This window comes from Providencia sp. PROV261 (assembly GCF_028477945.1).
GTDB classification, from domain to species: Bacteria; Pseudomonadota; Gammaproteobacteria; order Enterobacterales; family Enterobacteriaceae; genus Providencia; species Providencia stuartii.
This window is the reverse complement of the sequence record NZ_JAMPMC010000051.1, coordinates 1-25043: the sequence shown is the minus strand read 5'-3', so window position 1 is coordinate 25043 and position 25043 is coordinate 1. Positions and strand designations below refer to the sequence as shown.

Genomic DNA, 25043 nt, shown 5'->3' with positions numbered 1-25043 from the left:
TCTCCATTAGCCGAAACAGCAGGGGCCTCGGTTGGAGTGACGCTGGCACCGTTATTTTCTTGAGATGCTTTTCTTGCTTTAGCTCTTGCAAGTGCAGCAGCCACAGCAGCTTTACGAGGATCACTAGAAGTTTCATCAACAGCCGAGGCTGCAGCTTGTTTTTCTGCTTGTTTGGCTCTCGCTTGTTCTTTACGTGCGGCTCTTGCGGCAATAACAGCACTGTTATCCGGCGCCGCACCCGCTATCACATGAATATCTGAAGTTGCTGTTGCTTGTTTAGCTTTTACACGAGCGAGCGCAGCAGCAACAGCATCTTTGTCTGATGCTTCCACTTGTACAGCGGCTTTTTTATGACGCTCTTCACGGGCTAATTTTTCGCGTTCCATACGCTGCTGCTTCGCTTCAAATCGTAGTTTTGCTTCTGCAGCACGGCGCTCTTCTTGTTTGATTTCGCGAATTTCTGCTTTTTCTTGTCGATAATATTGCACTAACGGAATATTACTTGGACAAACATAGGCACAAGCACCGCACTCGATACAATCAAATAGGTTATGTTTTTGCGCTTTTTCGTGCTCTTTGCCTTTACTGAACCAATATAATTGTTGAGGCAGTAGGGCCGCAGGGCATGCTTCAACGCATAAACCACAGCGGATACAAGCTTCTTCAATCGGTTTTTGCCCAACTTCTTCAACACTAGGAACTAACAAGCAGTTGCATATTTTAACTACAGGTACCTTGAGATCTGGCAAAGTAAAGCCCATTAGTGGCCCCCCCATAATCACCATTTGCTCAGATGCAGGGGTAAAACCCGTTTGTTGTAATAGATGATGAACAGGAGTACCTAAGCGAGTCCAAAAGTTTCCAGGGGAGGTAATAGATTCACCTGTAACGGTGACAACACGTTCAATCAAAGGTTGCCCATCAATGACTGCACGTTTTATGGCAACAACCGTACCGACGTTTTGCATCAATACGCCAATCTGTGAGGAGCGGGCACCAGAAGGAACCTCTTTACCCGTCAGGATCTTAGTAAGCTGCTTAGCGCCACCAGAAGGATATTTGGTGGGGATCACCCGCACAAAAATCTGCTTATCATGGGCAGTAATGGCTTTCTTCAGTGCAGCAATGGCTTCAGGTTTATTATCTTCAATGCCAATAAGTATTTGATCAGGGTTGAGTAAATGTTGCAAGACACGACAACCCTCGATAACCTCATCGGCATGCTCTTGCATTAAGCGATCATCTGCTGTGATATAAGGTTCACATTCGGCCGCATTAACGATCAATGTTTTGATAGCATCTTTCCCTCCCGCTAATTTAGACGCGGTAGGGAAACCTGCACCACCAAGCCCAGCGATGCCTGCTTGCTCAATTTTTTGTAATAATTGTTGAGGAGTGAGCTGTAAATAGTCAGGCTCAGGGAATAACTCACACCAAGTATCTAACCCATCGGCTTTGAGGCAAACTGATAGCTCTTTTAAGCCAGAAGGGTGTGCCGTGACCATCGGTTTTATTGCGGTGATAGTGCCTGAAGTTGAGGCATGAACAGGCACTGTACGACCGACACCACGGGTTAAGGGTTGCCCCTTGAGCACATGTTCACCCACTTTGACGATCAATTCCCCTTCAGGGCCTAAATGCTGCTGTAACGGGATAATCAGTTCATCGGGAATTGATGCCACACGCATTGGTGTTTGGCTTGACTGTAATTTCATTTCTGGCGGGTGTATCCCACCAGAGAAATCCCAGATATTGTCTTTTTTTGACCAATTAAACAACTTAAACATGCGCATCTCCTTTTACCGTGGCGAAAGGAGATTTCGGTTGTTGTTCATCAGGTGATACAGGAATATTTTTGACAGGAATACTGTTTAAATCCCATTTCCAGTTTGCAGTGGTCGTTTTCACAGGAACAAGTTCGATACAATCAGTTGGGCAAGGGGCTACGCACAGATCACAACCTGTGCAGAGATCTTCAATTACGGTATGCATAGCGCGCGTTGCGCCAACAATGGCATCAACAGGACATGCTTGAATACATTTGGTGCAGCCGATACAGTTTTCTTCATCAATAATAGCGACTTTTCGAACAGGATTCTGTGCGCTTTCATCACCATCAATTGGCTGAGGGTCTACGTTAAGAAGTTCAGCCATTTTCAACATGACTTGCTCGCCACCCGGCGCGCACTTGTTGATCATCTCTCCGTTATTGGCTACAGCTTCTGCGTAGGGGCGACACCCCGGATAGCTGCATTGACCACATTGACTTTGGGGCAAAATAGCATCAATTTTTTCAACAATGGGGTCTTCTTCAACTTTAAAGCGTAATGAGGCATAGCCAAGGATCAAACCAAAGATCAGCCCAAAAACGGCTAAAATGCCAATAGCAATCCATAACGATATCATTAGAACTTCACCAAACCACTAAAACCCATAAATGCTAAAGACATTAGTCCAGCAGTGATAAGGCCGATAGATGAGCCACGAAAAGGTGCAGGAACATCAGCGACCGCCAACCGTTCGCGAATAGCGGCAAACAGCACCATTACCAATGAAAAACCAACGGCGGCTGCAAAACCATAAACAGCAGACTGTAAGAAACCATGCGATTGATTGATATTTAATAAAGCAACCCCTAAAACTGCACAGTTAGTCGTAATAAGTGGGAGAAAGATCCCTAACAGGCGATAGAGCGTTGGACTGGTTTTTCTAACAACCATTTCAGTGAATTGCACAACCACGGCAATCACTAAGATAAAACTTAGGGTGCGCAGATAGAGCAGGTCGAGGGGCACTAAAATTAACGTATCCATCAACCAAGAGCTGATTGCGGCGAGTGTCATAACAAAAGTGGTAGCAAAGCCCATTCCGATGGCTGTTTCGAGTTTTTTTGATACACCCATAAAAGGGCACAGACCAAGGAATTTTACCAGTACAAAGTTATTAACCAGTACGGTTCCAATGAATAGCAAAAGATAATCAGTCATTTTATTGCCTGAAAACAAAATTAAAAGAACAAAAACTGACGAGCGTCAGTTAAACAGGCTGTATGATAACAAGCTATTTTTGTGATGCTTATCGATCTTGTGTGAAAGTCATCTTCACACGAGCAGAATTTTTGATGTAAGGAACAAAAATAGCAGCACCGATAAGTGGCCAGGCGAGTGTTTTTAGCGCCGTTAGAGAATCAATATTTGCAAAATAAAAGGTTTTGAGTCCAAGCAATAACAGGACTAACATCCAAATAATAAAACGGCGAGGAAAATGCCGAGAACGCATAAACATAAGTTTTAAGATATGAATAGTGAATACCATCATAACGATAGTGATCAGAAAAGATAAATACCAGTCGAATGGGATATAGTGAGTCCAATCATCAATTGTAGTGATAATTCGATATAACGTAATAAAATACATGACCACCATAGAGCATACAGCAAAACACGTTAATAAGATGAAAGCTGCGGGGGCAAGGAGCCAACCAGTAATACGATGGTGGTCATAAACAGGCGTCATATCAATTTAATCCATATTATAAGCTAAATCATACACTAAGCAGCAGTATCAAGAACTGTCTTTGCTTACACTCGCGACTAGTGAACGCATCTCTTTTATCACGTTGCTGAATCATGAATGACTTTTTAAGTAGCATCAATTCGAGGCTATCCTACCATAGTTTTATTTGCTAATTAATTCGTTATGGTGATACTTTTTATGGATTCAGTGAAAATTAATAAAATGAGGTCATTATGTCCGCACCAATAAAAGTCGGTATTGTAGGTTATGGTTATGCAAGTAAAACATTTCATGCCCCTTTTATCGCTACATTGCCAGGGTATGAATTGACAGCTATCTCCAGTAGCAATTCAGATAAGGTAACCGCTGATTGGCCTGATGTTGAAGTCGTCTCTTCACCTGAGCAACTGTTTGCAAATCCTGAAATTGAATTAGTCATTATCCCGACCCCCAATGACACTCATTATCCACTGGCAAGCCAAGCGTTAGCGGCAGGCAAGCATGTCGTTGTCGACAAGCCTTTTACTGTCACGGTAGAAGAGGCTCAATCACTACAACAGCAGGCACAACAAGCAGGAAAGCTTTTATCGGTTTATCATAATCGCCGTTGGGATGCCGGCTATTTAACACTGAAGAAACTGTTTGCTGATGGTTGCCTAGGCGACATTAAATATTATGAGTCACATTTTGACCGTTATCGTCCAGTCACACGACAAAGATGGCGAGAGGCAGCAGTCGCAGGCGGCGGAATTTGGTATGATCTTGGTCCTCATTTATTAGATCAAGCGTTACAATTTTTCGGAAAACCAGCAAGTATTACCGCAGATTTAGGGATGATCCGCCCAGGTGCTGAAGCCGTTGATTATTTCCATGTTCTTCTTCACTATCCAGATAAAAAAGTCGTTCTTCACGCAACAACAGTAGCTGCCGCTGAATCGCCTCTCTATGTTATTCATGGCATGAAGGGAAGTTATGTCAAATATGGTCTTGATTCACAAGAAGAAAATTTAAAAAATGGTCTGTTACCGACTCATGAAAATTGGGGAATAGATCAACGTAATGGCGTTGTGACGTTGTCACAAGGCGATGCGCTTATTTCCCAAGAATGGCAAAATGAAAAAGGAAATTATGGTGGTTACTATCTTGCCATTCATGAGGCAATCCGTCATGGTGCCGCAAACCCAGTACAGCCACAAGACGCTATTGAAATTATGAAATTAATTGAGGCTGGTATACTTTCAGATAAACAAAAACGCACCGTTACTCTTGATTGTTAATGTTTAAATAGATGAGCCAGCATTTTTAGCTGGCTTTTTGTTAGGTAATAACATGAATTTGTTAGCAAAATTAAAAATTGACCCTTTTTTATTGATTATGATTGGCGTTGTTGTGATTGCAAGCCTATTTCCTTGTGAAGGGGAAATCAAAGTTGGCTTTCAGTATCTAACAACAGCAGCTATTGCGCTTTTGTTCTTTATGCATGGTGCAAAGCTTTCTCGTGAATCAATCATGGCAGGGATTGGGCACTGGCGACTACACTTATTAGTATTTTCAAGCACATTTATTCTGTTTCCTATTATTGGATTAGCTTTGCATTTTATGGTGCCGTCATGGATGTCACCGACGGTATACATGGGGTTTCTTTATCTTTGTGCATTGCCAGCAACGGTACAATCGGCCATTGCCTTTACCTCTGTTGCCGGAGGAAATGTGGCCGCAGCGATTTGCAGTGCGTCAGCATCCAGTATTCTCGGCGTCTTTTTATCGCCGATATTGGTGGGGTTACTAATGGATGAAGATGGCAGCCAAGCAATGGATACGTTGAATGCAATTGGCTCTATTTTATTGCAATTAATGCTGCCATTTGTAGTAGGGCACCTGTCTCGTCCATTGTTAGCGAATTGGATTAACCGTAATCGTAAATTAATTAATATCACTGACCGTTCTTCTATATTATTAGTCGTATATGTCGCTTTCAGTGAAGCGGTTGTTGAAGGAATTTGGCAGCGTATTGATGGATACTCTCTATTTATGATTGCTGTGATCAGCTGCCTTATTTTATTTGTCGTTATGATCCTAAATACACTTGCGGCACGCTTATTTAAATTCAGTAAAGAAGATGAAATCACAATCGTATTCTGTGGTTCAAAAAAGAGCTTAGCGAACGGCGTTCCTATGGCAAATGTGCTATTTCCAGCCTCCGTTGTAGGGATAATCTTATTGCCACTAATGATATTTCATCAAATCCAATTAATGGTATGCGCGGTTTTAGCCCAGCGTTACGCAAAACGTTTAACTAAATAATTAATAGTAAAGTCGGGGGGATAATAACCCGACTTACTCAATCCATAATCACCATTTAGTTACAACATACTATAGTGTTATCAATAATAGGCAAACTTAACCTTCAGAGAAAAAAGCTAAACAGGGCAGAAAAGGAGATTAACTGCCCAAAACGTGAATGATTTTAGCTTTATAGCAGGTTAGCGAAGGGCTGCTTTTTGTTTGAGTTGCTGTTTTTCATTTTCGCTGAGAAAGGCGATACTTAACCCATTGATTTGAGCCTGCTCTATTTCAGATGGTGTCAACCCAGCTTTAGGGGCGGCAACTTCATATTCATAAGCTAATTCAATGCCTTCTACGGCAGGGTCATCAGTATTAATCGACGCTAACACACCATGGTTTAAAAACATTTTCAATGGATGTTTCGCTAATGACGGTACAGTGCTGGTCTGGATATTCGAGGTTAAGCAGCTTTCAATACCAATTTTATGTTTTGCTAAGTATTCGATCAGCTTAGGGTCTTCACAAGCTTTAACACCATGGCCAATTCGTTGTGCCCCTAATTCTTTAATTGCATGCCAAATACTTTCTGCACCCGCGGCTTCCCCTGCATGAACAGTTATTTGTAAACCGGCATCGCGCGCTTGGGTAAAGTGAGAGTGGAAAAGGGAGCCTGGAAAGCCAAGCTCATCTCCAGCCAAATCCAATGCGCAAAGTTTGTCGCGGTGAGCGAGTAGGCCTGCTAACTCTTTTGCACAAGCGTCTTGACCAAAGGTTCGACTAAGGATCCCTATTAAATTAATTTTAATATCATACTGTTTGCAACCAGCCGTAATACCATCAATGACAGCTTCAACAACACCTTCAATAGGGAGGCGATGGTTCATTGCCATGTAATAAGGAGAAAAACGCAATTCTGCATAGTCAATACCCGCCTTATAAGCATCTTCGACGTTTTCTTGAGCAACACGTTTACAGGCATCGAGATCGGCTAATACAGCAACTCCCCAATCTAGTTTTTGCAGAAAACCGACTAAGTCAGCCTCTTGTGTCATTACTTGCACATGAGGACGTAAAGCTTCAATCTCATTAGCAGGTAGCGTAATACCGTGTTGTTGGGCAAGGGAAAGGATTGTTTCGGGGCGGATATTACCATCTAGATGGCGATGTATGTCTGTAAGTGGCAGTTGTCTGTTTATCACTGAATTGAGTCCCTTTATGTGTATGGATTAGCCAATATATCCTAGTATAGATGTGAAAACGCCAGTCAAAAAATATTGACTGGCGTTTAAGATTAATATTAATGCAGATTAGTTAGCTGGTTGTGCTACTTCAGCACCGTCAGCCGGCGCATCTTCGGTTTCTGGTACAACTAACTCTTCTTCTTCATATTCCATAGAGCTTTCTGGGCCTGCCATCAACTTCATCTTAGTTAAGAAGTCTGCAAGGGTATAGCTATCCGCGTTAAACGTAATATCATTACCTGCATATTTGATAGTCATGGTCAGATCGTTACCTTTCTCTATCATCCATGGTGATTTTTTCTGTTTCGCTTTTTCTGCACGCTCTTCGTCAGTCATGAACATTTCTTCAAACGGTGAGCTGAACATATCTGAAGTTAGGAGCATTTGTGCTTGATCAAACTCATTTGTTGCTTGCTCAACATACATTTTCTTAGTTTCTGCATCAACAACTTGACCTTGGTCTAAAATAGCGATTTGAGACATTAACTCAATAGCCATTGGTTTGTTCAGCGTGAGGTTAAAGTCAAATGACTTAAATAAGCTCTTAACTGCTTCATCAACTTTGTTTGTCATTGCTAATTCAGTAAGCTCTTTTTGGTCCCACTTATTAAAGGTCATACTTAAGTCTGTCGTTGTTTGACCTGCAGAGTTTTTCCAGTAAAGAGGGCTGATAGAGAAGGTCGGTTGGTTTTTCAGCATTTCAGGCAATGTTTCCTTCATCATCTTCATTGCGATTTTTTCACCTGCTGCTGTTGGATTGCCTGACGCAACTCCTTCTGCTAATGCACTATTATATTGTTTAACAAATTTACCCAACGCTTTTGCATCTAGCTTATCAATCGAAATAACTACCTTACCGGAGCCTAAGTTTTGATCTAATGCGACTAAATCATCAATGCTGTAAGTGAAGCTACCTTTAATATTTTCTTTTTCCAGTGCAGAGTCTGAAGTCATCACTAAGTTTTTGAAAGAAAATTTAACCTCAGGGATATTAACATTTGCATTTTCTATAACAAAATCTTGTTTACCGATATAGAAATCATGTTCGGACTTAGTCAGGTTAGAAGTTAGTTTTAGCCCTTTTAACATCATTTCTTCTGATTTATCTGCATTCTGAATCAATAAGTTGTCAGTATTCAGTGTGGCTTCAATCTCGTTAAAGTCAGAAGAGGCATTAAATAATAGTTTTAATCCATTAAAGGAAATGTTTGACTTTTCTTTGGTAAATTCAACGGGTAACAAATCTAGATTTGCATCAACACTTTGGCCATAACCAACAACAGCAGTACCTGAAATAAATGGTTTACCTTTTGTTATTTCGAATAGCTCTTTGGTTGCTTCATTATTTGCTAATTCAATATGTGCCGCGCCCAGTTTAGGCATTAAATTGAATTTAGAGAGTTGTGATAGAGGGAAAGGGCCGTGCTCAATATCAGTATTAAATACAAGACTTTCCTCTGGGCCAGTAGAATATACGGATGAGATAACGATATTAGCTTGCGAGGAGAATAGACCACGTTTAAAGTTTTCCACTTTGAACTGTAAACCTGAACTTGGAGCATTTACCTTAATAAATGAGTTGGTATCCTCAATCATATAATTTAATTCAGACTCAACTTTAGAGCCTGTGTACCATGATGCACCACACCATACAGCACCAATAGCAACTATTACACCAACTGCAACTAATGACTTTTTCATTATGAACATCCATCCTTTCAGCGCGTTGTCTTAACGCGCTATAAAAATTGTACAAGTTTTATCTAACCGTCTTTTGCGTGCAATCAAGACGAACAAAACACAAAAATACATTAAAGGTTATAGACACGAGCGAGCTTACCCACGCCTGTGGCGTAAACTTCTTTTTCAAAGGCCGCCAGAAAAACAGATTCTCCTGAACAGATTTTTAATTCATCATCGCCTGACTTCAAAACTAACTCGCCATCTATGCAGAAAAAGATAGAAGCCGTTTCATTAGTTATGTTTATCTCTGTGTCATCAATAGAATATATATTAAATGCAAAATCTTCTACTGGTATATGATATTTACAGATATTTCCTGTTTTTTCTGGTTCACTAAGTAAACTTTGGCTTGTTTTGGGGATAAAATCTACATTTGCTATCAATTCTGGAACATCAATATGCTTATTGGTCAGTCCAGCTCGTAGGACATTATCGGAATTAGCCATGATTTCTAGCCCAACGCCTTCAATATAAGCATGTGGCGTCCTTGCATATAAGAACATTGCCTCGCCAGGCTGCAACTCAACAACATTAAGCAACAGTGGGACAAATAAACCTGTATCTTCAGGATAGAGGCTAACCATTTGTTTTATGGTGTTCCATGGTTCGCCTTGGCGACTGTTTAATGCGGCTTTCAATACACCTAGTGCTAACTCTTTTTGTTCACCTGTGAGACTCAGAATTTGTGCAAATAATTTCGCTAATTTTTCTTCAGTTGGTGATTGAACAAAGAATTGAATTTCAGGGTGGGCCGCAGAGACAAAATCAAGCAGTTCAGCAATTTCATTGAGTGGGCGAAATGCGTTCATTGCTTTAAAAGGTGTTAAAGCATAAATCAGCTCAGGTTTATGATTATCATCTTTATAGTTGCGGATTGGCGAATCTAAAGGGATCCCCGCAGCATTCTCTTTTGCAAAACCAACTTCAGCATAAACCTTATTAGGATGGACTTGTACCGAAAGAGGGGTTGCGGCACATAACACTTTAAATAAAAAAGGTAAGCGGGAGGAAAAAGTGTCTGCTACTTTTTTACCTAGAATTTCTTCTGGGTTACTCGCAATATAATCAATCAGTGGGAGCGTTTGGCCTGTTTTGGTATTCACGACACAAGAGCTCGCTTTTGGGTGTGCTCCCATCCATAACTCAGCCATGGGTAGATGTTCTGGGTTAGGGATAGCGTACAACTGTGTGAGTGCAGTGGTACTCCCCCAGTCGTAATTTTGAATCTTATTAATCATTTTTAGCATAGCCAAAACTCTCTTTTTCTAAAAATCAACTTATTTCCTTTTTACTACAATACAATAAACACGGTTAAGTCGCATTATTGAAATTAAATATGTGGCATTATAGGGGGGTGTTATCGGCTTACCTGCAAGCTGATGATTCCAAAACCGATTATTCTGTGTATGTACTTAAGGAGATAGTAATGGCAGCCACTCGCATTGAAAAAGACTCAATGGGACCAATTGAAGTACCTGCTGACCAGTTGTGGGGCGCGCAAACTCAGCGTTCTTTAGAACATTTCCGTATATCTGTAGAAAAAATGCCTGTTGCGTTGATCCATGCATTAGCAGTGACTAAAAAAGCTGCTGCAAGCGTGAATATGGATTTAGGTTTACTGCCTAAAGATCGCGGTGATGCGATTATCGCTGCGGCTGACGAAGTATTAGCTGGCAAGCATCCTACTGAATTCCCTCTTGCTATCTGGCAAACGGGGTCTGGTACTCAAAGTAATATGAACATGAACGAAGTACTGGCGAACCGTGGTAGCGAGATCTTAGGTGGACAAAGAGGTAATGAGCGTCTTATTCACCCTAACGATGATGTTAACAAGAGCCAAAGTTCAAACGACGTATTCCCAACTGCAATGCACGTTGCGGCCGTTGTTGCTATTCGCGAGCACTTGCTACCTGAATTAAAAGCGTTACACAAAGTATTAGATGCTAAAGCAAAAGAATTTAAAGACATCGTAAAAATTGGTCGTACCCACCTACAAGATGCAACGCCATTGACTTTAGGCCAAGAAATTTCTGGCTGGGTAGCGATGTTAGCGCATAGCGAAAAACACATTGAAAACTCTGTACCACACGTATGTGAGTTAGCGCTGGGAGGTACGGCTGTTGGTACCGGTCTAAATACTCACCCTGAGTATGCGGTTCGTGTTGCTAAAAAAATTGCGGAACTGACTGGCCAACCATTTGTTACTGCACCTAACAAATTTGAAGCACTCGCAACATGTGATGCTTTAGTTCACGCTCATGGTGCACTAAAAGGCTTAGCGGCGTCCCTGATGAAAATTGCTAACGACGTTCGTTGGTTGGCGTCAGGTCCTCGTTGTGGTATTGGCGAAATCGCAATCCCTGAAAACGAGCCAGGTAGCTCAATCATGCCAGGTAAAGTTAACCCTACACAGTGTGAAGCTTTAACGATGCTATGTGCACAAGTGATGGGTAATGACGTTGCTATCAATATCGGTGGTGCTTCAGGTAACTTTGAACTGAACGTGTTCCGCCCAATGGTGATTGATAACTTCCTGCAATCTATCCGCCTACTGGCTGACGGTATGCGTAGTTTCAACGAACACTGTGCGATTGGTATTGAACCAAACCGTGAAAGAATTGAGAAGCTACTTCATGAGTCATTGATGCTGGTTACTGCTCTTAATACACATATTGGTTACGATAAAGCCGCTGAAATTGCTAAGAAAGCACATAAAGAAGGCTTAACGTTGAAAGAGTCAGCATTAAAACTAAATTATCTGACTGCTGAGCAGTTCGATGAGTGGGTTCGCCCAGAAGATATGGTTGGCAGCATGAAAAGCTAATCAGTTAATTTATTAACTGAATATTTAAACACCTGCTCATCAATGGCAGGTGTTTTTTTATATTTCCATATATAAATTTAAGCGGGGTATCAGTAGCTCAACAGGCTTAGACCTTGGTCGATTACGGATCGCAATGTTATCAACATGGTAATCGGGTAGGTTACCTATGACAATATCAGTCAGTGATTTTTCAACCGCAAAAATGAGCAAAGGGTTGGCACAAGCGAACTGAGTTTGTTTTTGTTGGGTGCTATCCCAAACACGAGCAATAGGTTGCACTTTAACGGGGCGTTGTGTTTTAAGTACTACGTCATTATTTAATTGGCTGATCAATAGAATTTCTTGCTCTAATTGTTTCAACCACTCTTCCTTTGCAACTCCCAATGGTTGGCGCCCACTTTCCAATGAGCCTTGCAGCTTGCTCAACACCTGTTCTTTTGTCATTTTATTTATGACTTTTTTATTTGCCCAACCAAACCTTATGGTATCGATATCAGTAAGGTAGGTTAGAGTTCGATAGGTATTTAATGTCAGTAAACCATGCAGTGTATCATGAATAAATTCAAAACGTTGCGATTCATCAACCCCTGATTTTTGAGTGACTATTTGTTTTATCTGTATTTTTAATTCATTGATCTCATCTAGCAAGACCCGAAAAGTTTGATAAGTAGAATAGGGGATATCAATACAGATCGCGCCAGGTAACCTAACGGCTGATTTATTACTGGTGAGTTCTGATTTATCATGAATAAATAATAGGTTATAATGTTCGATAGCATGTTGGATGGCGAGTTTACCTGTTATTTTTTCAACATCGATTTGTTTAATCTCATTATTTTCTTCTCCTTTCATGACATCCGGAAGACGAAAAACGGTCGCAGAGATAGAAGGTTGCTCAGCAATCAATTGGCTAAGTTCCGTTATTTTACTTTCTAACCGGTTAAAGCCTTCAATAAGGTCATATTTGGCATTATTCATTATGCAACATTCCTAATTAGTTACAACATACTGTATTTGAATTAATCATAACAAACATCAAGCATTGTGCAAATAAATAAGTTAACTAGGAAGAAAAGGGAGAGGCGACATCCCCCTTTATTGCATATGTTTTATTTGATATCGAGATCAATCACCTGATAAAAAGCATTCTCAGTGTCAGCGATACTCCATACAGCAAGTACTATTTGGTATCCACGATTTTCTTTTGGCAATACGCATTGGTGCTCAACAATGGTTTCTGGTCGTGAAGGGGTAGCATATTGACAAAAGGGTATTAAGATTAATTGTTCACGCGTTATTGGTAAGTTGGGGTTCCAGTCAGGCTTAGTAATAAAGTATTGCCAATTAGCTGTCGCATGCCTTGCTGTTAAATACCATTTAAAGGTTTGCTGAGGCTCTGTGATAATATTTTTTACCCATCGAGCTGACGTTTGTTCATCCAAAGCAGCAAAACGGGGAATACCTGCACTTGCAATCTGTCCATCTTGTGGCCCTGAAAGGGGAAAACCTTTAGGACCTTCTAGCGATTGCGGCTCGTATTGTATTGCACCACAATTGCTATTTAGATTTTTTTTACACAAAAAGGCTCGGCTTTTAGGCTCTTCTACATAACCATGTCCCAATGCGATAGCAGAAAAGCAGAATAAGAAGGGAAGTAATAAAAGTCGTTTTTTCATTTGTTGTCCTCATAATTGTTGAGGACAACATTTTCACTTAAACAAAAGTGCAAAATAAATTCCATCATTTGGTAAGTATTACCAAACCCTAACAGCTAACTTTCAACTTGTAAGCGATTAACATACCAATGATGAGTAATCCTGCAATAAACCAAGCTACACCAGACCAACCAAACTGAAACCAAAAGATCCCGCCTACAGTCCCTGCTATACTTGAGCCTGCATAATAACTGAATAGGTAAAGTGAAGATGCTTGACCTCTTGCTCGTTTAGCACGATGACCAACCCAACTACTTGCGACCGAGTGGGCAGCAAAGAAGCCCGTTGTTAGCACCGTCATGCCAAACAGAATGATCCAAAAACTAGAAAAGAGTGTTAACAATATACCCGCTAACATTAAAACTAAAGCAGCGATTAAAACTTTACCTAACCCAAACTTGTTAGTTAAGCTTCCCGATTTAGATGCGCTATAAGTTCCTGTTAAATAAATTATTGATAGCATACCTACTGTTGCCTGACTGAAATGATAGGGAGCTTCCAGTAAACGATAACCAATATAGTTATACATAGTGACAAACCCGCCCATCAAAACAAAGCCTTCAATAAACAGCCATGGTAGACCTTTGTCTCGAAAATGAAGACGCAGATTGACCCATAAACTTTTTGGTTTTAAAGAGCTTGCTCGAAAATGTTGTGATGGTGGTAATAGGCGCCAAAAGCTGATCGCGGCAATTAAAGCGAGTGCCCCTAATAGTATTACAGCAACGCGCCATGAATAGAAATCAGCAATCACCCCTGTAACAAGACGGCCACTCATTCCACCGATAGAGTTACCACTAATATAGAGGCCCATTGATAATGCGACATAACTCGGGTGAATTTCTTCACTGAGATAGGTCATGGCAACCGCTGCGACGCCACTTAGAGATAAACCCACAAGTGCTCTTGCAATTAAAATACCTTGCCAACTTTGCATAAAAGCACTCAACAAAGTAAATAGTGCGGCGCTTGTTAACGCTACTACCATCACATTTTTTCGCCCAATTGCATCTGATATTGGCCCCGTAATAAGCAGCCCTAGCGCCATCAAGCCGGTACTTAATGATAAGGAAAGACTAGCCGTTGCGGGAGAAACATTAAAATCCTCTGACAACATTGGCAAAATAGGCTGTACAAAATAGAGCAACGCAAACGTTGCTAAACCGACAGTGAAAAAAGAAAGAGTGACGCGTAAATACAACGCATCATCACGTTGAATATAATGTTTCTTCGGTAAGTTATGGGGGCTTGAGTTATCTAGCGTTCCGTTAGCCGTATTTTCAGTCGTAAGACTATTTGATGAATTTTCCATAAAGAATTCCTTGCCATAACAACCCAATTGATTTCGATCAAAGAATAGAAATCTCAGACTATTTTGTCTAATATATTAATTATTACCAATAATACTTTAAACATATCAAATAAAAAATGGCTATTGAATTAAGACACTTACGGTATTTTATTGCTGTTGCAGAAGAGTTACATTTTGGGCGAGCTGCGGATCGATTGCACATTTCTCAGCCACCATTGAGTCAGCAAATTCAATCACTTGAAGAACAGATAAACGCAAAATTACTTGAACGAAACAATAGAAATGTTTCATTAACCCCTGCTGGTAATATGTTTCTCAAAGAGGCTTATCAAATTTTAGCCCAGGTCGATGCAGCGGCTACAAAAGCAGCACGGATGGAAAAAGGGGAATTAGGGGAACTTTCTATTGGTTTTACATCAACGACGCCGTTTATGAATAAAGTGACCATGAGCTTACGTCAGTATCGTGAATCATATCCCGAAGTGGCTATCCATATGCATCAGATGAATACAAAACAGCAACTTGCCCCCTTACTTACAGGGCGTATTGATATTGGGATCATGCGTAATACCGAACTCCCTGAGCAGCTAAACTACCAACTTCTATTTAAAGAGCCGTTTATGGTTGCTGTGTATGAAGGTCATCCCTTATTAAAATATGAAAAAACAGGTGTCGACATTCATCTATTGGCGGAGTATCCATTAGTATTTTTCGAACGAGAGGTAGGTACAGCTCTCTATGATGAGATCCATAATCTGCTTACTTCCGCTGGCGTGACACCCAAAATATCTCAAGAGGCAGGGGAAGCAATGACAATATTAGGTTTAGTCTCTGCAGGTATGGGAATTTCGATTATCACAGAATCTTTTACCCGTATGAAAATTGACGGTGTAAAATACATCAGATTTTCAAATATTGAAGCCGCATCGGAAGTCTGGTTAGTCTACAATACGCGTAGAGCATTGCCTGCTGCTGCAAAAAAATTAACGGAATTACTGATTGAAAATATTGTTGGCTAAATAACGTGATTCAAATCACAAATAACATGTATGTCGGAGTAATTGCATTCTATATTACGCATAATAACTGACTGCTTTATAACGGGATTTAACACTGAATTATGGAAAACCAAACGGGTCATATTGATCAAATCAAACAACTAAACACAGGTATTGTCTACCGTGTGATTGATCAATATGGGCCAATTTCTCGGATTGCATTATCTAAACAATCACAATTGGCACCCGCAAGTATCACAAAAATTACGCGCGAGCTCATTGATGCCCATTTAGTTAAAGAAATTGAGTTTCCCGTTCTCGGCTTGCGAGGTAGGCCCGCGATTGGATTAGTCATTGAAAGTGAAGGGTGGCAGTTTTTATCTATCCGCCTTGCCTGTAACTCTATTAGCCTTTCATTAAAAGAGATCAATACACAAACTATCGTAGAGCAAGACTATCCATTTGACGTTAAAGGTAATGAGCAATTTTCCAATACGCTCTCATCATTAATTAGCCATTTTTTTGCGACATATTCACGCCATTTAGAGCGTGTTACGGCCATTAGTATTGTTTTAGATGGTTTGGTGGAGCCTTTCTCTGGTGTAATTTATGCTTTGCCTTATTACGACATTGATAATTTACCACTTGGTCATTTTTTAACGGAACAAACTGGGCTACCGACTTATATACAGCCTTATGTTAATGCGTTAGCATTAGCCGATTATTTTTCTTTGTACGAAAAAAGAACAGCAAAAAACATCATTTATTTACAAATTGATTGTGTTGTTAGCGCTGCAATTATCAATAACGGCATTGCATTAGATAGTCATACGCGACGAGCGATACATTTTGGGCATGTACAAACACAAAACACGGGGGAAACTTGTTATTGTGGTGGTATTGGTTGCTTAGAAGGGGCAATCGCTATTCCGGCTATCTTAAAACATGCCGTGGAATTACAACATTTATACCCATCATCCTCATTTTTCAATCATGACATGACTATCGATAGTTTTTGTTTAGCTGTGGAAGACCAAGATCCACTCTGTTTACATGTACTCAATGATATAGCGCAAATACTTGCCAAACAGCTCGGTCAACTCATTAATATCTTCGGCACCGAATTAATTTTAATCAATTCTCCGCTAAATCGGATTTCCTCTGTATTTTATTCACTTTTACATCAATATTGCCATTCGCAGTCTATTCCTCTATATCGTGGTGAATTACGCATTGAACAATCTGAAGTTACTAAAAAAGAGAGTGAAACTGCATTAGTTCAACAAGCATTATATGATGGTTCTTTATTACTTCAGTTACTGCAAGGTTAACAGTAGTTAATAAAATTTTTGCTATTAAACAGAAAATTGAGCTAACGCAAACTTAAGAGTTACCCATTCCCATAAACTGATTCCATATCATTTTTCACTGCAACATGCATGCAGTCGTCTGTCACTTCAGGATAGAAAATAACTATGATGAATCTATTTGTTACCGGGACAGATACGGATGTCGGGAAGACAGTCTCCACGTTAGCAATACTGCAGGCTCTTAATGGCCAAGGAATTAAAGCTGTAGGCTATAAGCCTATCGCTGATAAGTGTATTGATACACCGGAAGGTATGCGGAATAAAGATGCTTTGTTAATACATGGGGCGTCACAACAACTTGTATCCTACGATGATGTTAATCCAATTAAAATCAAAGATAATTACAGCCAAGAAAACTGTATTGATTTCAATAAGATTAAACAAGGACTAGAAAACTTAAATAGCCAATGCGACACCGTTGTTATCGAAGGTAATGGGGGATGGCGCTATTTATTGGATGACAACACATTTTATACTGATTGGCTAAAAGGACAAAAAGTCGGCGTTATACTTGTCGTTGGCATCCAGCATGGCTGTGTAAACCATACATTACTGACTGCAGATGCAATACGTGCCGATGGTTTGCCGCTTATCGGTTGGATAGCAAACCGTATCAATCCAGGGTTGGCACATTATGCCCAGATCATTAATCGCTTACAAAAACACTTAAAGGCACCGTTGTTAGGCGAAATTCCGTATTTATTACGACCGGAAGAAAAAACGCTATGTCACTATTTAGATCAAGATAAGATCAAAGCATTTATGTGCGAATATGCATAGCTTATCGAGGATGATTGAAAAGGGCGCTGATAATAGCGCCCTGAGTTTTATTGATTAATGACGAGTATAAATGATCTTATATGTTTCATTTTGGCAATGGCCAACAACTTGCCCTTGCGCTTGTTCAGCCTCATCATTTGGAACAGCAACTAAGCTAAAATTATCGGCAGGAACGCCATTGTTAATAATTTTCTGCTTAATTTCTTCAATAACACTTTCACATGATGCTTGTGCTAACACTGGAGCAACGAGTAAGCATAGAGCTGGAAATATAAGTCTTTTCTTCATAATAACTCCTTAATGGGTTTAATGAGTTATGGGCGAGCTAATGGGCGTCCTGTATTTACATCTAGGCAGCGTTGTGTATTCGGCTCCCAATAAGCATTTAAATTAAGACTTTTCTCGCAGGCATCTTTTGCATCAAATGCAGCGTCAACCTTATCAAACTCTTTTTCAGTACGGGAATTTACTTTTGTACGTAAACTCCGTGTTTGATCCCACTGTTCCTTTTCTTGGCGTGCCTGCTCTTTTGTCAAAACACTATCAACATTTCCCGATGTAACACAAGTGCTTCCTGCTGAGCAGTTAACATTCCCTGCATGCGCTGCTGAAGAAAGCCCCAACAAAGGAAGGCAAAACACTACCGCCGCTAGACCTTGCTTAACAAACTTTAGTGATGAGCTCATTATAATTCCTTACAAAGTTAGTTCTATTCGACAATATAAACACAAATATAGCGCAAATTCCTTTAGAAAAGTACGAAAAATCACGCCTCTTTATAAACAGTTAAACCAGCAAAGGTTTGACAAACAGGCATCAATTCAAGTGTATTGACGTTCATACGAGCAGGCAATGTCGCTACCCAGTAAACCGTTTCAGCAATATCTTCAGGTGTAAGTGCATCCGCGCCTTTATAGATATTCGCTGCTTTATCATCATCACCTTTAAGACGAACATTAGAGAATTCTGTTCCGCCAACTAATCCAGGTTCGATATCAGTTACTCGGACTTTTTTGCCTTGGAGGTCAGCCCGTAGTCCTAATGAGAATTGCTTAACAAACGCCTTAGTGGCGCCATAAACATTACCACCTTTATATGGCCAGTTAGCCGCTGTTGAGCCGATATTAATAATATGACCATGATTATTGGCAACCATAGTTTGCAATACTTCGTAGGTCATATTGACTAAACCTTTCGTATTCGTATCAATCATTGTTGCCCAATCGTCAGGGTTAGCCTCGAATGCGGGTTCTATACCTAGCGCTAAGCCCGCATTATTCACTAAAACATCAATATTTTTTAGTGCTGTTGGTAATCCTGCAATGGCATTTTGAATTGCTTTCCGGTCTCTTACATCAAGAGTAATAGGGTGAAAGTGCGAGCCTAATTCTTTTTGTAATGCTGTTAGTCGCTCTGTACGACGACCCGTTCCAATAACGGTTGCTCCTTGCTGAATAAAGCGACGCGTAATTGCTTCGCCAAAACCTGAAGTTGCTCCTGTGACTAATATGATCATATTTTCCCCTGTCATTTTATTATTGCTTCATATTATGTGGCTATTCTAGCGCTTGTAACTCTAACCTACAAAAATCTTCTTGTCATGATAGAGAAAATAGAGCGCATCCGCACAATGCTTGTGCTAACAACATAAAATATTCATAAAGTGATGCATTAATGAATATTCTTAGTTATAACTAGTGATGAATAAAAAATCAGGCCAAGAAAGTAATTCGACATTAGGATGATATCAAATGAACTATCAAGTTGCACCATTTTGGCTGTACTCAAGTAAATTAACTTTGTTGATTATTATTGCGTTAGTCATTTCTTTTTATAACGTGACTGGCTTTATTTTATACCTAATATTCTTAGGGTTAATTTGGGCTGTATTGCTCTCTATTAAAATTCACGGATTAAAAGAAAAAGGCCTTGTCCTTAGAAATAGTGAGACGTCAACATGGATGGTTTATATAAGAGGGATCCCAGTTCAAGAGCAACGTCAACACTTGAAAAATCCCTATTTTGCGATTAAAAATCAGGGAGTTAGTTTTATTTTCAAAGCATTATCTATTAAGCTATTTATTCAAATTTTCTTTATTGGGCTGATTTTTAAACAAACATTAGTTGTCGATAACATTTATATTCAGCTTGTATCGGTTCTCGCTAGCTTCGCAATTCTCTGGTCTCTACTACAAACTATATGGGCATTATGTGCCATAAAAACTGAAAAAATGGCCATTAATGAATTTATATCTCCCAGTAAATCCCAATGGTATGAGATTAGTTTCCGGACTAAAAAGAATACAGTCAAAACAGCTTTAGAGTGCATATTGGCACTGTAGCAATAAAAATAATAAATCTGATGCAGAAAAAGAGGTGACATTGCTACAAAAGCAAATAGTCGTTTACGGCAATTTGTTGAAGCTAAACTTAAACAAATAAACGCACAGTAATATAAATCAAGTTACCTTAAGTCAGCCAATTAACCATAAACACAACTCGTAACAACAAACAAGGATAGGCGCTACAGAGCTTCCAGATAAAGTAGATTTCATATGCTTCTTTAAAAAAGAGAACATTTTTAACTGATACGATGGTATTACATATCAATATATTGAAACCAACAATTTCGATAAAAAATTGGCAGGTTTGGCTTTTAATTTAAGCTAAACTCAGTTAATCAAGCAAACCATACTACATAATTTATAATATAATGAATTTTATAGCTCACTTTTTAAAATTTTCCTACATAAAGAAATATTCTTGATAGGGATGACCTTAGAAGATAACGCATTGTGTGAAGCTAAAAACTCATTTAAACGTTGATCATATTTTTTCGAAAAACGCAATAACTCAACTGTATTTAAGAGGGTTTCTTTAGGCTTTTTTCGCATAATTGTACTGATTAAAAATCGGTTGGCTAAACGAATAGCACGTAAGTAATAAGGCACATTCATCCTAAAAATAATGGAACATTCGAGAAGAAAAGGGTAAAGACGCTTATCATACGCTCCCTCAATAATCCATCTATCAGTACTTAAAATCATTTCAATCTGAGATTTAATGAATTCTTCTGAGTTTTTACGGTATTCATTTCCTGTCATATCCCAATAAATAGCATCAAATTCATACACTGGCAAAGAAAGTTCTTTTGCTAATTGAGTTGCTACCGTTGTTTTTCCTGCCCCTGAAGGGCCAATAATACAAATTTTCATTTTTTAAATATTCGGTTTTTTGATAAAAAATTGCCACTGGATGAGCTGAAAATAAAAGTCAGTCATTAAGCCTATTATTGGTGATAAATTGCCATGTTTATCAATCATGTAGATAACAATTCATATCAATAATATTCTAGAAAATCATAGCTAGAGCTCATTTTTCAACCCAATGAAGATTATATTCGATTAATTAATCATCATAACTAATAACGCAGTTATGAGATTTTTTGAGACGCTATCTCTCCCTTTCAACGGATAAAATCAATCATTAATTTTCGAAACGTCTCTTTGACTCCTTCTTTCTAACTTTGCTATAGCCTCCCAGGGGTTAAGTACCCGATCTACACTAGCGATTGTTGATTCCCGATGAGCAATTATAATTCTAGTTATTTTTAATGATGAGATAGATTGATTGATATAAGCTTCATTTTTTAAATCTAAATGACTTGTCGCCTCATCTAAAAATAATATGCTCGGTTGTTTATATAATGCTCTAGCTATCATTAGTCTTTGCTTTTGTCCTCCAGATAAACTACCACCTAATTCGCTTAACATCGTTTCATATCCCATCGGCATTTTCATGATTTCTTCATGTATATTAGATAAAATAGCGCATTCAACTATTCTTTTATCATCTTTAACACTCTCAAAACTGGATATGTTTTCTGCTATAGTGCCAGAAAATAGCTTATCATCTTGCAAAACACATGCTATTCTGTCTCTATAATTATTTAATCCTATCGTATCTACATTTATATCGTTTATATAAATATTTCCACTTGTAGGGCTTAGCAATCCAGACATAACCTTCATTAAAGTTGTTTTCCCCATACCGGAAGGGCCTACAATGGCCACACTCTCACCAGCCTTTACTGAAAAACTTAAATTAGAGAAAATTTCCATTGAGTGAACATCATACTTAAATGATATCTTATCAATGCGGATATCCATGCTTTTATTGGGTAAAATCAACGCGTTTTTGGGCTGGTAATTTTCAGTATCTGTAAAAATTACATCTGATACTCTATCACAGTGAAGAGTTAGCATCTTTATTTCCAATAGCATATTTATTAAGTTCGCAGCTCTCTCTGAAAACTGACTTCGATAAATATTAAAAGCAACAAACATCCCTAATGATATTAAGTTATCCATTACCATTAGTGAACCAATCCATAAGATAATGATATGATCTATAGATGATATTAGTGAGTTCGCCCCATAAAAAAACATGCTTAGTTTTGTATTTTTAATATTCGAATTAATGGCTTCAATATTTAAGTTTAACCAATTCTTTGATCTGGATAGACTTAGACCTAATGATTTTATAGAGGCAATACCATAAATTGTCTCTGTAAAATGGGAATTCGCTTCTGCACTCTTAACAATATATTCTTCAGCGTATCTAATATATTTATTATACATTAAAACTCTTAGTGCAATGTATAATAGGGTAAATCCCATAACAATTAAGACTAGCTTTGAGCCATACAAGGTCATCATTATAAAAAGCCCTATGACCATTACTCCATCAACTATTCCATTAATAATATTGTTTATTAGAGTATTACGTAATGAATCTAATGATTCTAATCGTGACTGGATATCCCCAACTTTTCTTTTTTCGAAAAAGTCAAGGGGCAATTTCATTAAGTAATCAAAAAAGCTTATTTTCCATTGAACATTGACCAATGTATCTATAAATAAAGAAACCCATGCCCGAACAAATCTCAACGCAGCATTGAGCAATGTGAAAACAAACAAACCAAGTATCACTAGTGTCAGTAGGCTATAGTCACTAGATATTACAACATGGTCCATAATTAACTGGGTTCCTATAGGAAATGCAATATTTAGTCCCTCAATTAAAAATGATAAGCACAATACTTTTAATAGTGATGAAGGAAAGTTCGTTATGTTGTTTAACAATGTCCTTATATTTAACCTGGAAATCTTTTTTACTTTCTTAAAGTTACTGTCAGGCCACACTTCCATGGCTACACCGGAAAAACTATTTGAAAACTCATTAATATTGATTGTTCTTTTACCTATCGCTGGATCTTGAATAATGAATTTGTTATTCCTAATTGCGATTAATACAACAAAATGATTCATATTCCAATGCAGTATACAGGGTTTCTTCATTAAGTTTAATTCATCAATATCAATTGATAATGCTCTTGTTTTTAAATTTAAATTTATCAAAGCTTCAATTAAGCTTTGAAGTGTTGCTCCTTGAGATGAAATCCCAAATTCTCTTCTTAGATTAACCAAATCTATTTCCATTCCATAGTATCTGCAGATCATGGCTATACAGGCCAAGCCACACTCTGATGATTCAGATTGAATAATATTAGGTATTCTTCGTTTGAATTTAAGATCTAATCTATCTAAAACAAAATTAATATCTACCATGCTATTTACCTTCAGAAATGCTAGAGTCATAATACGATGATGTCACCCATTGATAAAGAGGCCGTTTTTCTAAAAATAATATAGCTTCAGCCTTTAAACCGTTGGATAAATACAATGTTTTATTTTTATATTTTATGCTTTGATTATCTAATTCAACTATTACTTTGTAAAAAGATGTATTAAAAGAGCTTTGTAAATTTACTGGTGAGCTGGAATATAATAACATTTCATTTTTTGAAATGGGTAATTTTGATATCATAGATATACTTCCTGAAAACTGTCCAAATTTTTGGTAAGGAAAAGAGTCATAGCGTATTTTTATTTTGTCCTTTACATTTAAATAGGGGACGCTACTACTTGGAACCCATAAAATCAATTGATACCCTGATTCATCGCTTCTAATTATTTTTATGATATTTTCTCCAGGGTCAATAAGCTGCCCCTCATTAACATTTAAAGTATCAATAAAACCATCAATTGGTGACAGAATAAATAAAGTATTATTTGCATTTGCTTCAGATAACTGCTTTTGAAGATCTATTTTTTGAGATTCATACTTATATATTTGAGTATCAAAGTCAGCCATCTTTATCTTTAAGTCATTTTCTAAGTTTGATATCATTAAAGAGTCTTGATTTATTTGGTTTCTTATACCCTGATAAGCCACTTGCTGCTGATAAAATATGTTACTTTGATTTGTTAATTGTTCTTTATTAATCATTCCTTTTTTCAAATAAATCCTATAATTATCTAAACTCAATTTAGCTTCATTGAGACTTTTTAAAATAGCGAGTTCCATGTCTTTATTTTGAATATTAGACTTCTTATATAAATTTATTTGTGTTTCTATATTCTTTTTTGTCATTTCTTTGCTATCTATTGTCTTTTTAATTATATCATCAATTTTTTCCACTTGATAATTAATGGAGTTAACTGTGTTAACACCTAGATTCCCATTTTTTGTTACCTTGCTAATATCTAGTTGATATATTTTTTGTCCTTTTTTTACATAATCACCGACATTAACAAATTTTTTAATAACAATACTTTGTTGCGTTACGGATATATTTACAGGTTGTTTCTTTGATATTACCTCACCAATAACCGTTTCTTTCCTAGTAATATCTAGGAACAAAAACATAAATAATGCTATAGAAATAAAAAAAACTGATATTACAATATAAAATAACAATGGGATTTTTGAGATAATTAGAGCTTTACCTGTCCATCGACTTTTTTTATACTCTAATGCTTCTTCTCTAAATATACCATTCATAATCACCCTCTATTTAAAATAGAGCGACTGATATAGCCGCTCTATTAGTATTTAATACTTAATAACTAATACTTAGTAAGTAACGTTAAAAGTACTGCCATTGTTACCAATAGCATTAAAATTATAGGAATCTTTAATGACAGTGGTGGTTACTGTTACCCCTTTTACCACTGGAGTTGGGGCTGGAGCTGGAACAGAGGGTTGAACACTAACTTTTGGTGTAGTTGTAACAGGTGGCTTGCAGAGATTAAAAGTGCCGCCAGATACTAATTTAACTTCTTTCAATGTTAATTCTTTCATGATATTTCTCTCATATTGATATAAAATTAAATTTATGATTTGTTTAGCTAAA

24 protein-coding genes are annotated in these 25043 nt (G+C 38.2%); 7 read left to right on the top strand and 17 right to left on the bottom strand.

The annotated features are described in order from the left end of the window. From rsxC to PR675_RS19560, 4 genes are all read right to left on the bottom strand, one after another. Positions 1-1787 (bottom strand): electron transport complex subunit RsxC (rsxC, locus tag PR675_RS19575; RefSeq protein WP_272582901.1); only part of this gene is annotated, 1787 nt, incomplete at its 3' end. Then, on the bottom strand, positions 1780-2406 hold the full coding sequence (gene rsxB, locus PR675_RS19570) for an electron transport complex subunit RsxB (protein WP_014656039.1): 627 nt from the start codon (positions 2404-2406) through the stop codon (positions 1780-1782). The genes rsxB and rsxC, both read right to left, overlap by 8 nt. Continuing rightward, the gene (rsxA, locus tag PR675_RS19565) at positions 2406-2987 is read right to left on the bottom strand and encodes an electron transport complex subunit RsxA (protein ID WP_004920088.1); all 582 of its coding nucleotides are present in this window, start codon (positions 2985-2987) and stop codon (positions 2406-2408) included. The genes rsxB and rsxA overlap by 1 nt, the downstream gene beginning before the upstream one ends. A gap of 88 nt (positions 2988-3075) precedes the next feature. Continuing rightward, entirely contained in the window at positions 3076-3516 is a 441-nt protein-coding gene (locus PR675_RS19560) for a DUF2569 domain-containing protein (RefSeq protein WP_014656038.1), read from the bottom strand. Between the two features lie 233 nt (positions 3517-3749). On the opposite strand from PR675_RS19560, the gene PR675_RS19555 reads away from it, so the two are divergent. After that, positions 3750-4793, top strand: a complete 1044-nt coding sequence (locus tag PR675_RS19555; protein WP_014656037.1) for an oxidoreductase — start codon at positions 3750-3752, stop codon at positions 4791-4793. A gap of 52 nt (positions 4794-4845) precedes the next feature. Continuing rightward, a complete protein-coding gene (locus PR675_RS19550) occupies positions 4846-5820 on the top strand; it encodes a bile acid:sodium symporter family protein (protein ID WP_004920081.1) in 975 nt (324 codons plus the stop codon). Positions 5821-5999: 179 nt separating this feature from the next. Here PR675_RS19550 and add read toward each other — a convergent pair whose 3' ends face one another. The 3 genes from add to manA form a co-directional block, all read right to left on the bottom strand. Beyond that, positions 6000-7001: an adenosine deaminase gene (gene add, locus PR675_RS19545; RefSeq protein ID WP_014656036.1), complete on the bottom strand. Its 1002-nt coding sequence runs from the start codon at positions 6999-7001 to the stop codon at positions 6000-6002. 108 nt (positions 7002-7109) lie between these two features. After that, on the bottom strand, positions 7110-8744 hold the full coding sequence (locus PR675_RS19540) for a YdgA family protein (protein ID WP_060561039.1): 1635 nt from the start codon (positions 8742-8744) through the stop codon (positions 7110-7112). 110 nt (positions 8745-8854) lie between these two features. Continuing rightward, positions 8855-10033, bottom strand: a complete 1179-nt coding sequence (gene manA / locus PR675_RS19535; RefSeq protein ID WP_014656034.1) for a mannose-6-phosphate isomerase — start codon at positions 10031-10033, stop codon at positions 8855-8857. A gap of 179 nt (positions 10034-10212) precedes the next feature. On the opposite strand from manA, the gene fumC reads away from it, so the two are divergent. Further along, positions 10213-11610, top strand: a complete 1398-nt coding sequence (fumC, locus tag PR675_RS19530; protein WP_014656033.1) for a class II fumarate hydratase — start codon at positions 10213-10215, stop codon at positions 11608-11610. 57 nt (positions 11611-11667) lie between these two features. Here fumC and tus read toward each other — a convergent pair whose 3' ends face one another. The 3 genes from tus to PR675_RS19515 all read right to left on the bottom strand — a co-directional run bounded on the left by tus (position 11668) and on the right by PR675_RS19515 (position 14637). After that, positions 11668-12588 carry a DNA replication terminus site-binding protein gene (gene tus / locus PR675_RS19525; RefSeq protein WP_004920063.1) on the bottom strand — a complete coding sequence of 307 codons (921 nt, stop codon included), beginning with the start codon at positions 12586-12588 and terminating at the stop codon, positions 11668-11670. 131 nt (positions 12589-12719) lie between these two features. Continuing rightward, a complete protein-coding gene (locus tag PR675_RS19520) occupies positions 12720-13286 on the bottom strand; it encodes a lytic polysaccharide monooxygenase (RefSeq protein WP_004920061.1) in 567 nt (188 codons plus the stop codon). 88 nt (positions 13287-13374) lie between these two features. Continuing rightward, on the bottom strand, positions 13375-14637 hold the full coding sequence (locus PR675_RS19515) for an MFS transporter (RefSeq protein WP_004920058.1): 1263 nt from the start codon (positions 14635-14637) through the stop codon (positions 13375-13377). A 116-nt stretch (positions 14638-14753) separates the two neighbouring features. Here PR675_RS19515 and PR675_RS19510 point away from each other — a divergent pair, with 116 nt between their 5' ends. From PR675_RS19510 to bioD, 3 genes are all read left to right on the top strand, one after another. Next, positions 14754-15656, top strand: a complete 903-nt coding sequence (locus PR675_RS19510) for a LysR family transcriptional regulator (protein WP_036940318.1) — start codon at positions 14754-14756, stop codon at positions 15654-15656. Between the two features lie 101 nt (positions 15657-15757). Next, on the top strand, positions 15758-16966 hold the full coding sequence (locus PR675_RS19505; RefSeq protein WP_014656029.1) for an ROK family protein: 1209 nt from the start codon (positions 15758-15760) through the stop codon (positions 16964-16966). A 144-nt stretch (positions 16967-17110) separates the two neighbouring features. Further along, the gene (bioD, locus tag PR675_RS19500) at positions 17111-17785 is read left to right on the top strand and encodes a dethiobiotin synthase (protein WP_004920048.1); all 675 of its coding nucleotides are present in this window, start codon (positions 17111-17113) and stop codon (positions 17783-17785) included. 54 nt (positions 17786-17839) lie between these two features. Here the strand turns inward: bioD and PR675_RS19495 are convergent, their stop codons facing one another. From PR675_RS19495 to ydfG, 3 genes are all read right to left on the bottom strand, one after another. Continuing rightward, complete coding sequence (locus tag PR675_RS19495) at positions 17840-18073, bottom strand: DUF1161 domain-containing protein (protein ID WP_004920046.1); 234 nt, start codon at positions 18071-18073, stop codon at positions 17840-17842. 26 nt (positions 18074-18099) lie between these two features. Next, positions 18100-18471, bottom strand: a complete 372-nt coding sequence (locus PR675_RS19490) for a DUF1283 family protein (RefSeq protein WP_004920044.1) — start codon at positions 18469-18471, stop codon at positions 18100-18102. An 80-nt stretch (positions 18472-18551) separates the two neighbouring features. Beyond that, entirely contained in the window at positions 18552-19301 is a 750-nt protein-coding gene (ydfG, locus tag PR675_RS19485) for a bifunctional NADP-dependent 3-hydroxy acid dehydrogenase/3-hydroxypropionate dehydrogenase YdfG (RefSeq protein ID WP_014656028.1), read from the bottom strand. A 235-nt stretch (positions 19302-19536) separates the two neighbouring features. Here ydfG and PR675_RS19480 point away from each other — a divergent pair, with 235 nt between their 5' ends. Next, positions 19537-20127, top strand: a complete 591-nt coding sequence (locus PR675_RS19480; protein ID WP_060561037.1) for a hypothetical protein — start codon at positions 19537-19539, stop codon at positions 20125-20127. Positions 20128-20505: 378 nt separating this feature from the next. Here the strand turns inward: PR675_RS19480 and PR675_RS19475 are convergent, their stop codons facing one another. The 4 genes from PR675_RS19475 to PR675_RS19460 form a co-directional block, all read right to left on the bottom strand. Beyond that, on the bottom strand, positions 20506-21000 hold the full coding sequence (locus tag PR675_RS19475; RefSeq protein WP_004920037.1) for an AAA family ATPase: 495 nt from the start codon (positions 20998-21000) through the stop codon (positions 20506-20508). 264 nt (positions 21001-21264) lie between these two features. Further along, the gene (locus tag PR675_RS19470) at positions 21265-23415 is read right to left on the bottom strand and encodes a peptidase domain-containing ABC transporter (RefSeq protein WP_014656026.1); all 2151 of its coding nucleotides are present in this window, start codon (positions 23413-23415) and stop codon (positions 21265-21267) included. 1 nt (position 23416) lies between these two features. Continuing rightward, on the bottom strand, positions 23417-24691 hold the full coding sequence (locus PR675_RS19465; RefSeq protein ID WP_060561036.1) for an HlyD family secretion protein: 1275 nt from the start codon (positions 24689-24691) through the stop codon (positions 23417-23419). A 72-nt stretch (positions 24692-24763) separates the two neighbouring features. Continuing rightward, positions 24764-25043: hypothetical protein (locus PR675_RS19460; RefSeq protein ID WP_272582900.1), on the bottom strand; the 280-nt coding region annotated here is incomplete at its 5' end.

Excerpts from the sequence above, each read along its gene's own strand:
- PR675_RS19490 (WP_004920044.1), bottom strand. The coding sequence starts at position 18,471 with ATGAGCTCATCACTAAAGTTTGTTAAGCAAGGTCTAGCGGCGGTAGTG.
- ydfG (WP_014656028.1), bottom strand. The coding sequence starts at position 19,301 with ATGATCATATTAGTCACAGGAGCAACTTCAGGTTTTGGCGAAGCAATT.
- PR675_RS19515 (WP_004920058.1), bottom strand. The coding sequence starts at position 14,637 with ATGGAAAATTCATCAAATAGTCTTACGACTGAAAATACGGCTAACGGA.
- PR675_RS19495 (WP_004920046.1), bottom strand. The coding sequence starts at position 18,073 with ATGAAGAAAAGACTTATATTTCCAGCTCTATGCTTACTCGTTGCTCCA.
- PR675_RS19505 (WP_014656029.1), top strand. The coding sequence starts at position 15,758 with ATGGAAAACCAAACGGGTCATATTGATCAAATCAAACAACTAAACACA.
- PR675_RS19540 (WP_060561039.1), bottom strand. The coding sequence starts at position 8,744 with ATGAAAAAGTCATTAGTTGCAGTTGGTGTAATAGTTGCTATTGGTGCT.
- PR675_RS19550 (WP_004920081.1), top strand. The coding sequence starts at position 4,846 with ATGAATTTGTTAGCAAAATTAAAAATTGACCCTTTTTTATTGATTATG.
- rsxB (WP_014656039.1), bottom strand. The coding sequence starts at position 2,406 with ATGATATCGTTATGGATTGCTATTGGCATTTTAGCCGTTTTTGGGCTG.
- PR675_RS19470 (WP_014656026.1), bottom strand. The coding sequence starts at position 23,415 with ATGGTAGATATTAATTTTGTTTTAGATAGATTAGATCTTAAATTCAAA.
- tus (WP_004920063.1), bottom strand. The coding sequence starts at position 12,588 with ATGAATAATGCCAAATATGACCTTATTGAAGGCTTTAACCGGTTAGAA.
- PR675_RS19465 (WP_060561036.1), bottom strand. The coding sequence starts at position 24,691 with ATGAATGGTATATTTAGAGAAGAAGCATTAGAGTATAAAAAAAGTCGA.
- PR675_RS19555 (WP_014656037.1), top strand. The coding sequence starts at position 3,750 with ATGTCCGCACCAATAAAAGTCGGTATTGTAGGTTATGGTTATGCAAGT.
- PR675_RS19475 (WP_004920037.1), bottom strand. The coding sequence starts at position 21,000 with ATGAAAATTTGTATTATTGGCCCTTCAGGGGCAGGAAAAACAACGGTA.
- manA (WP_014656034.1), bottom strand. The coding sequence starts at position 10,033 with ATGCTAAAAATGATTAATAAGATTCAAAATTACGACTGGGGGAGTACC.
- fumC (WP_014656033.1), top strand. The coding sequence starts at position 10,213 with ATGGCAGCCACTCGCATTGAAAAAGACTCAATGGGACCAATTGAAGTA.
- PR675_RS19560 (WP_014656038.1), bottom strand. The coding sequence starts at position 3,516 with ATGACGCCTGTTTATGACCACCATCGTATTACTGGTTGGCTCCTTGCC.
- bioD (WP_004920048.1), top strand. The coding sequence starts at position 17,111 with ATGATGAATCTATTTGTTACCGGGACAGATACGGATGTCGGGAAGACA.
- PR675_RS19520 (WP_004920061.1), bottom strand. The coding sequence starts at position 13,286 with ATGAAAAAACGACTTTTATTACTTCCCTTCTTATTCTGCTTTTCTGCT.
- rsxA (WP_004920088.1), bottom strand. The coding sequence starts at position 2,987 with ATGACTGATTATCTTTTGCTATTCATTGGAACCGTACTGGTTAATAAC.
- PR675_RS19480 (WP_060561037.1), top strand. The coding sequence starts at position 19,537 with ATGAACTATCAAGTTGCACCATTTTGGCTGTACTCAAGTAAATTAACT.
- PR675_RS19510 (WP_036940318.1), top strand. The coding sequence starts at position 14,754 with ATGGCTATTGAATTAAGACACTTACGGTATTTTATTGCTGTTGCAGAA.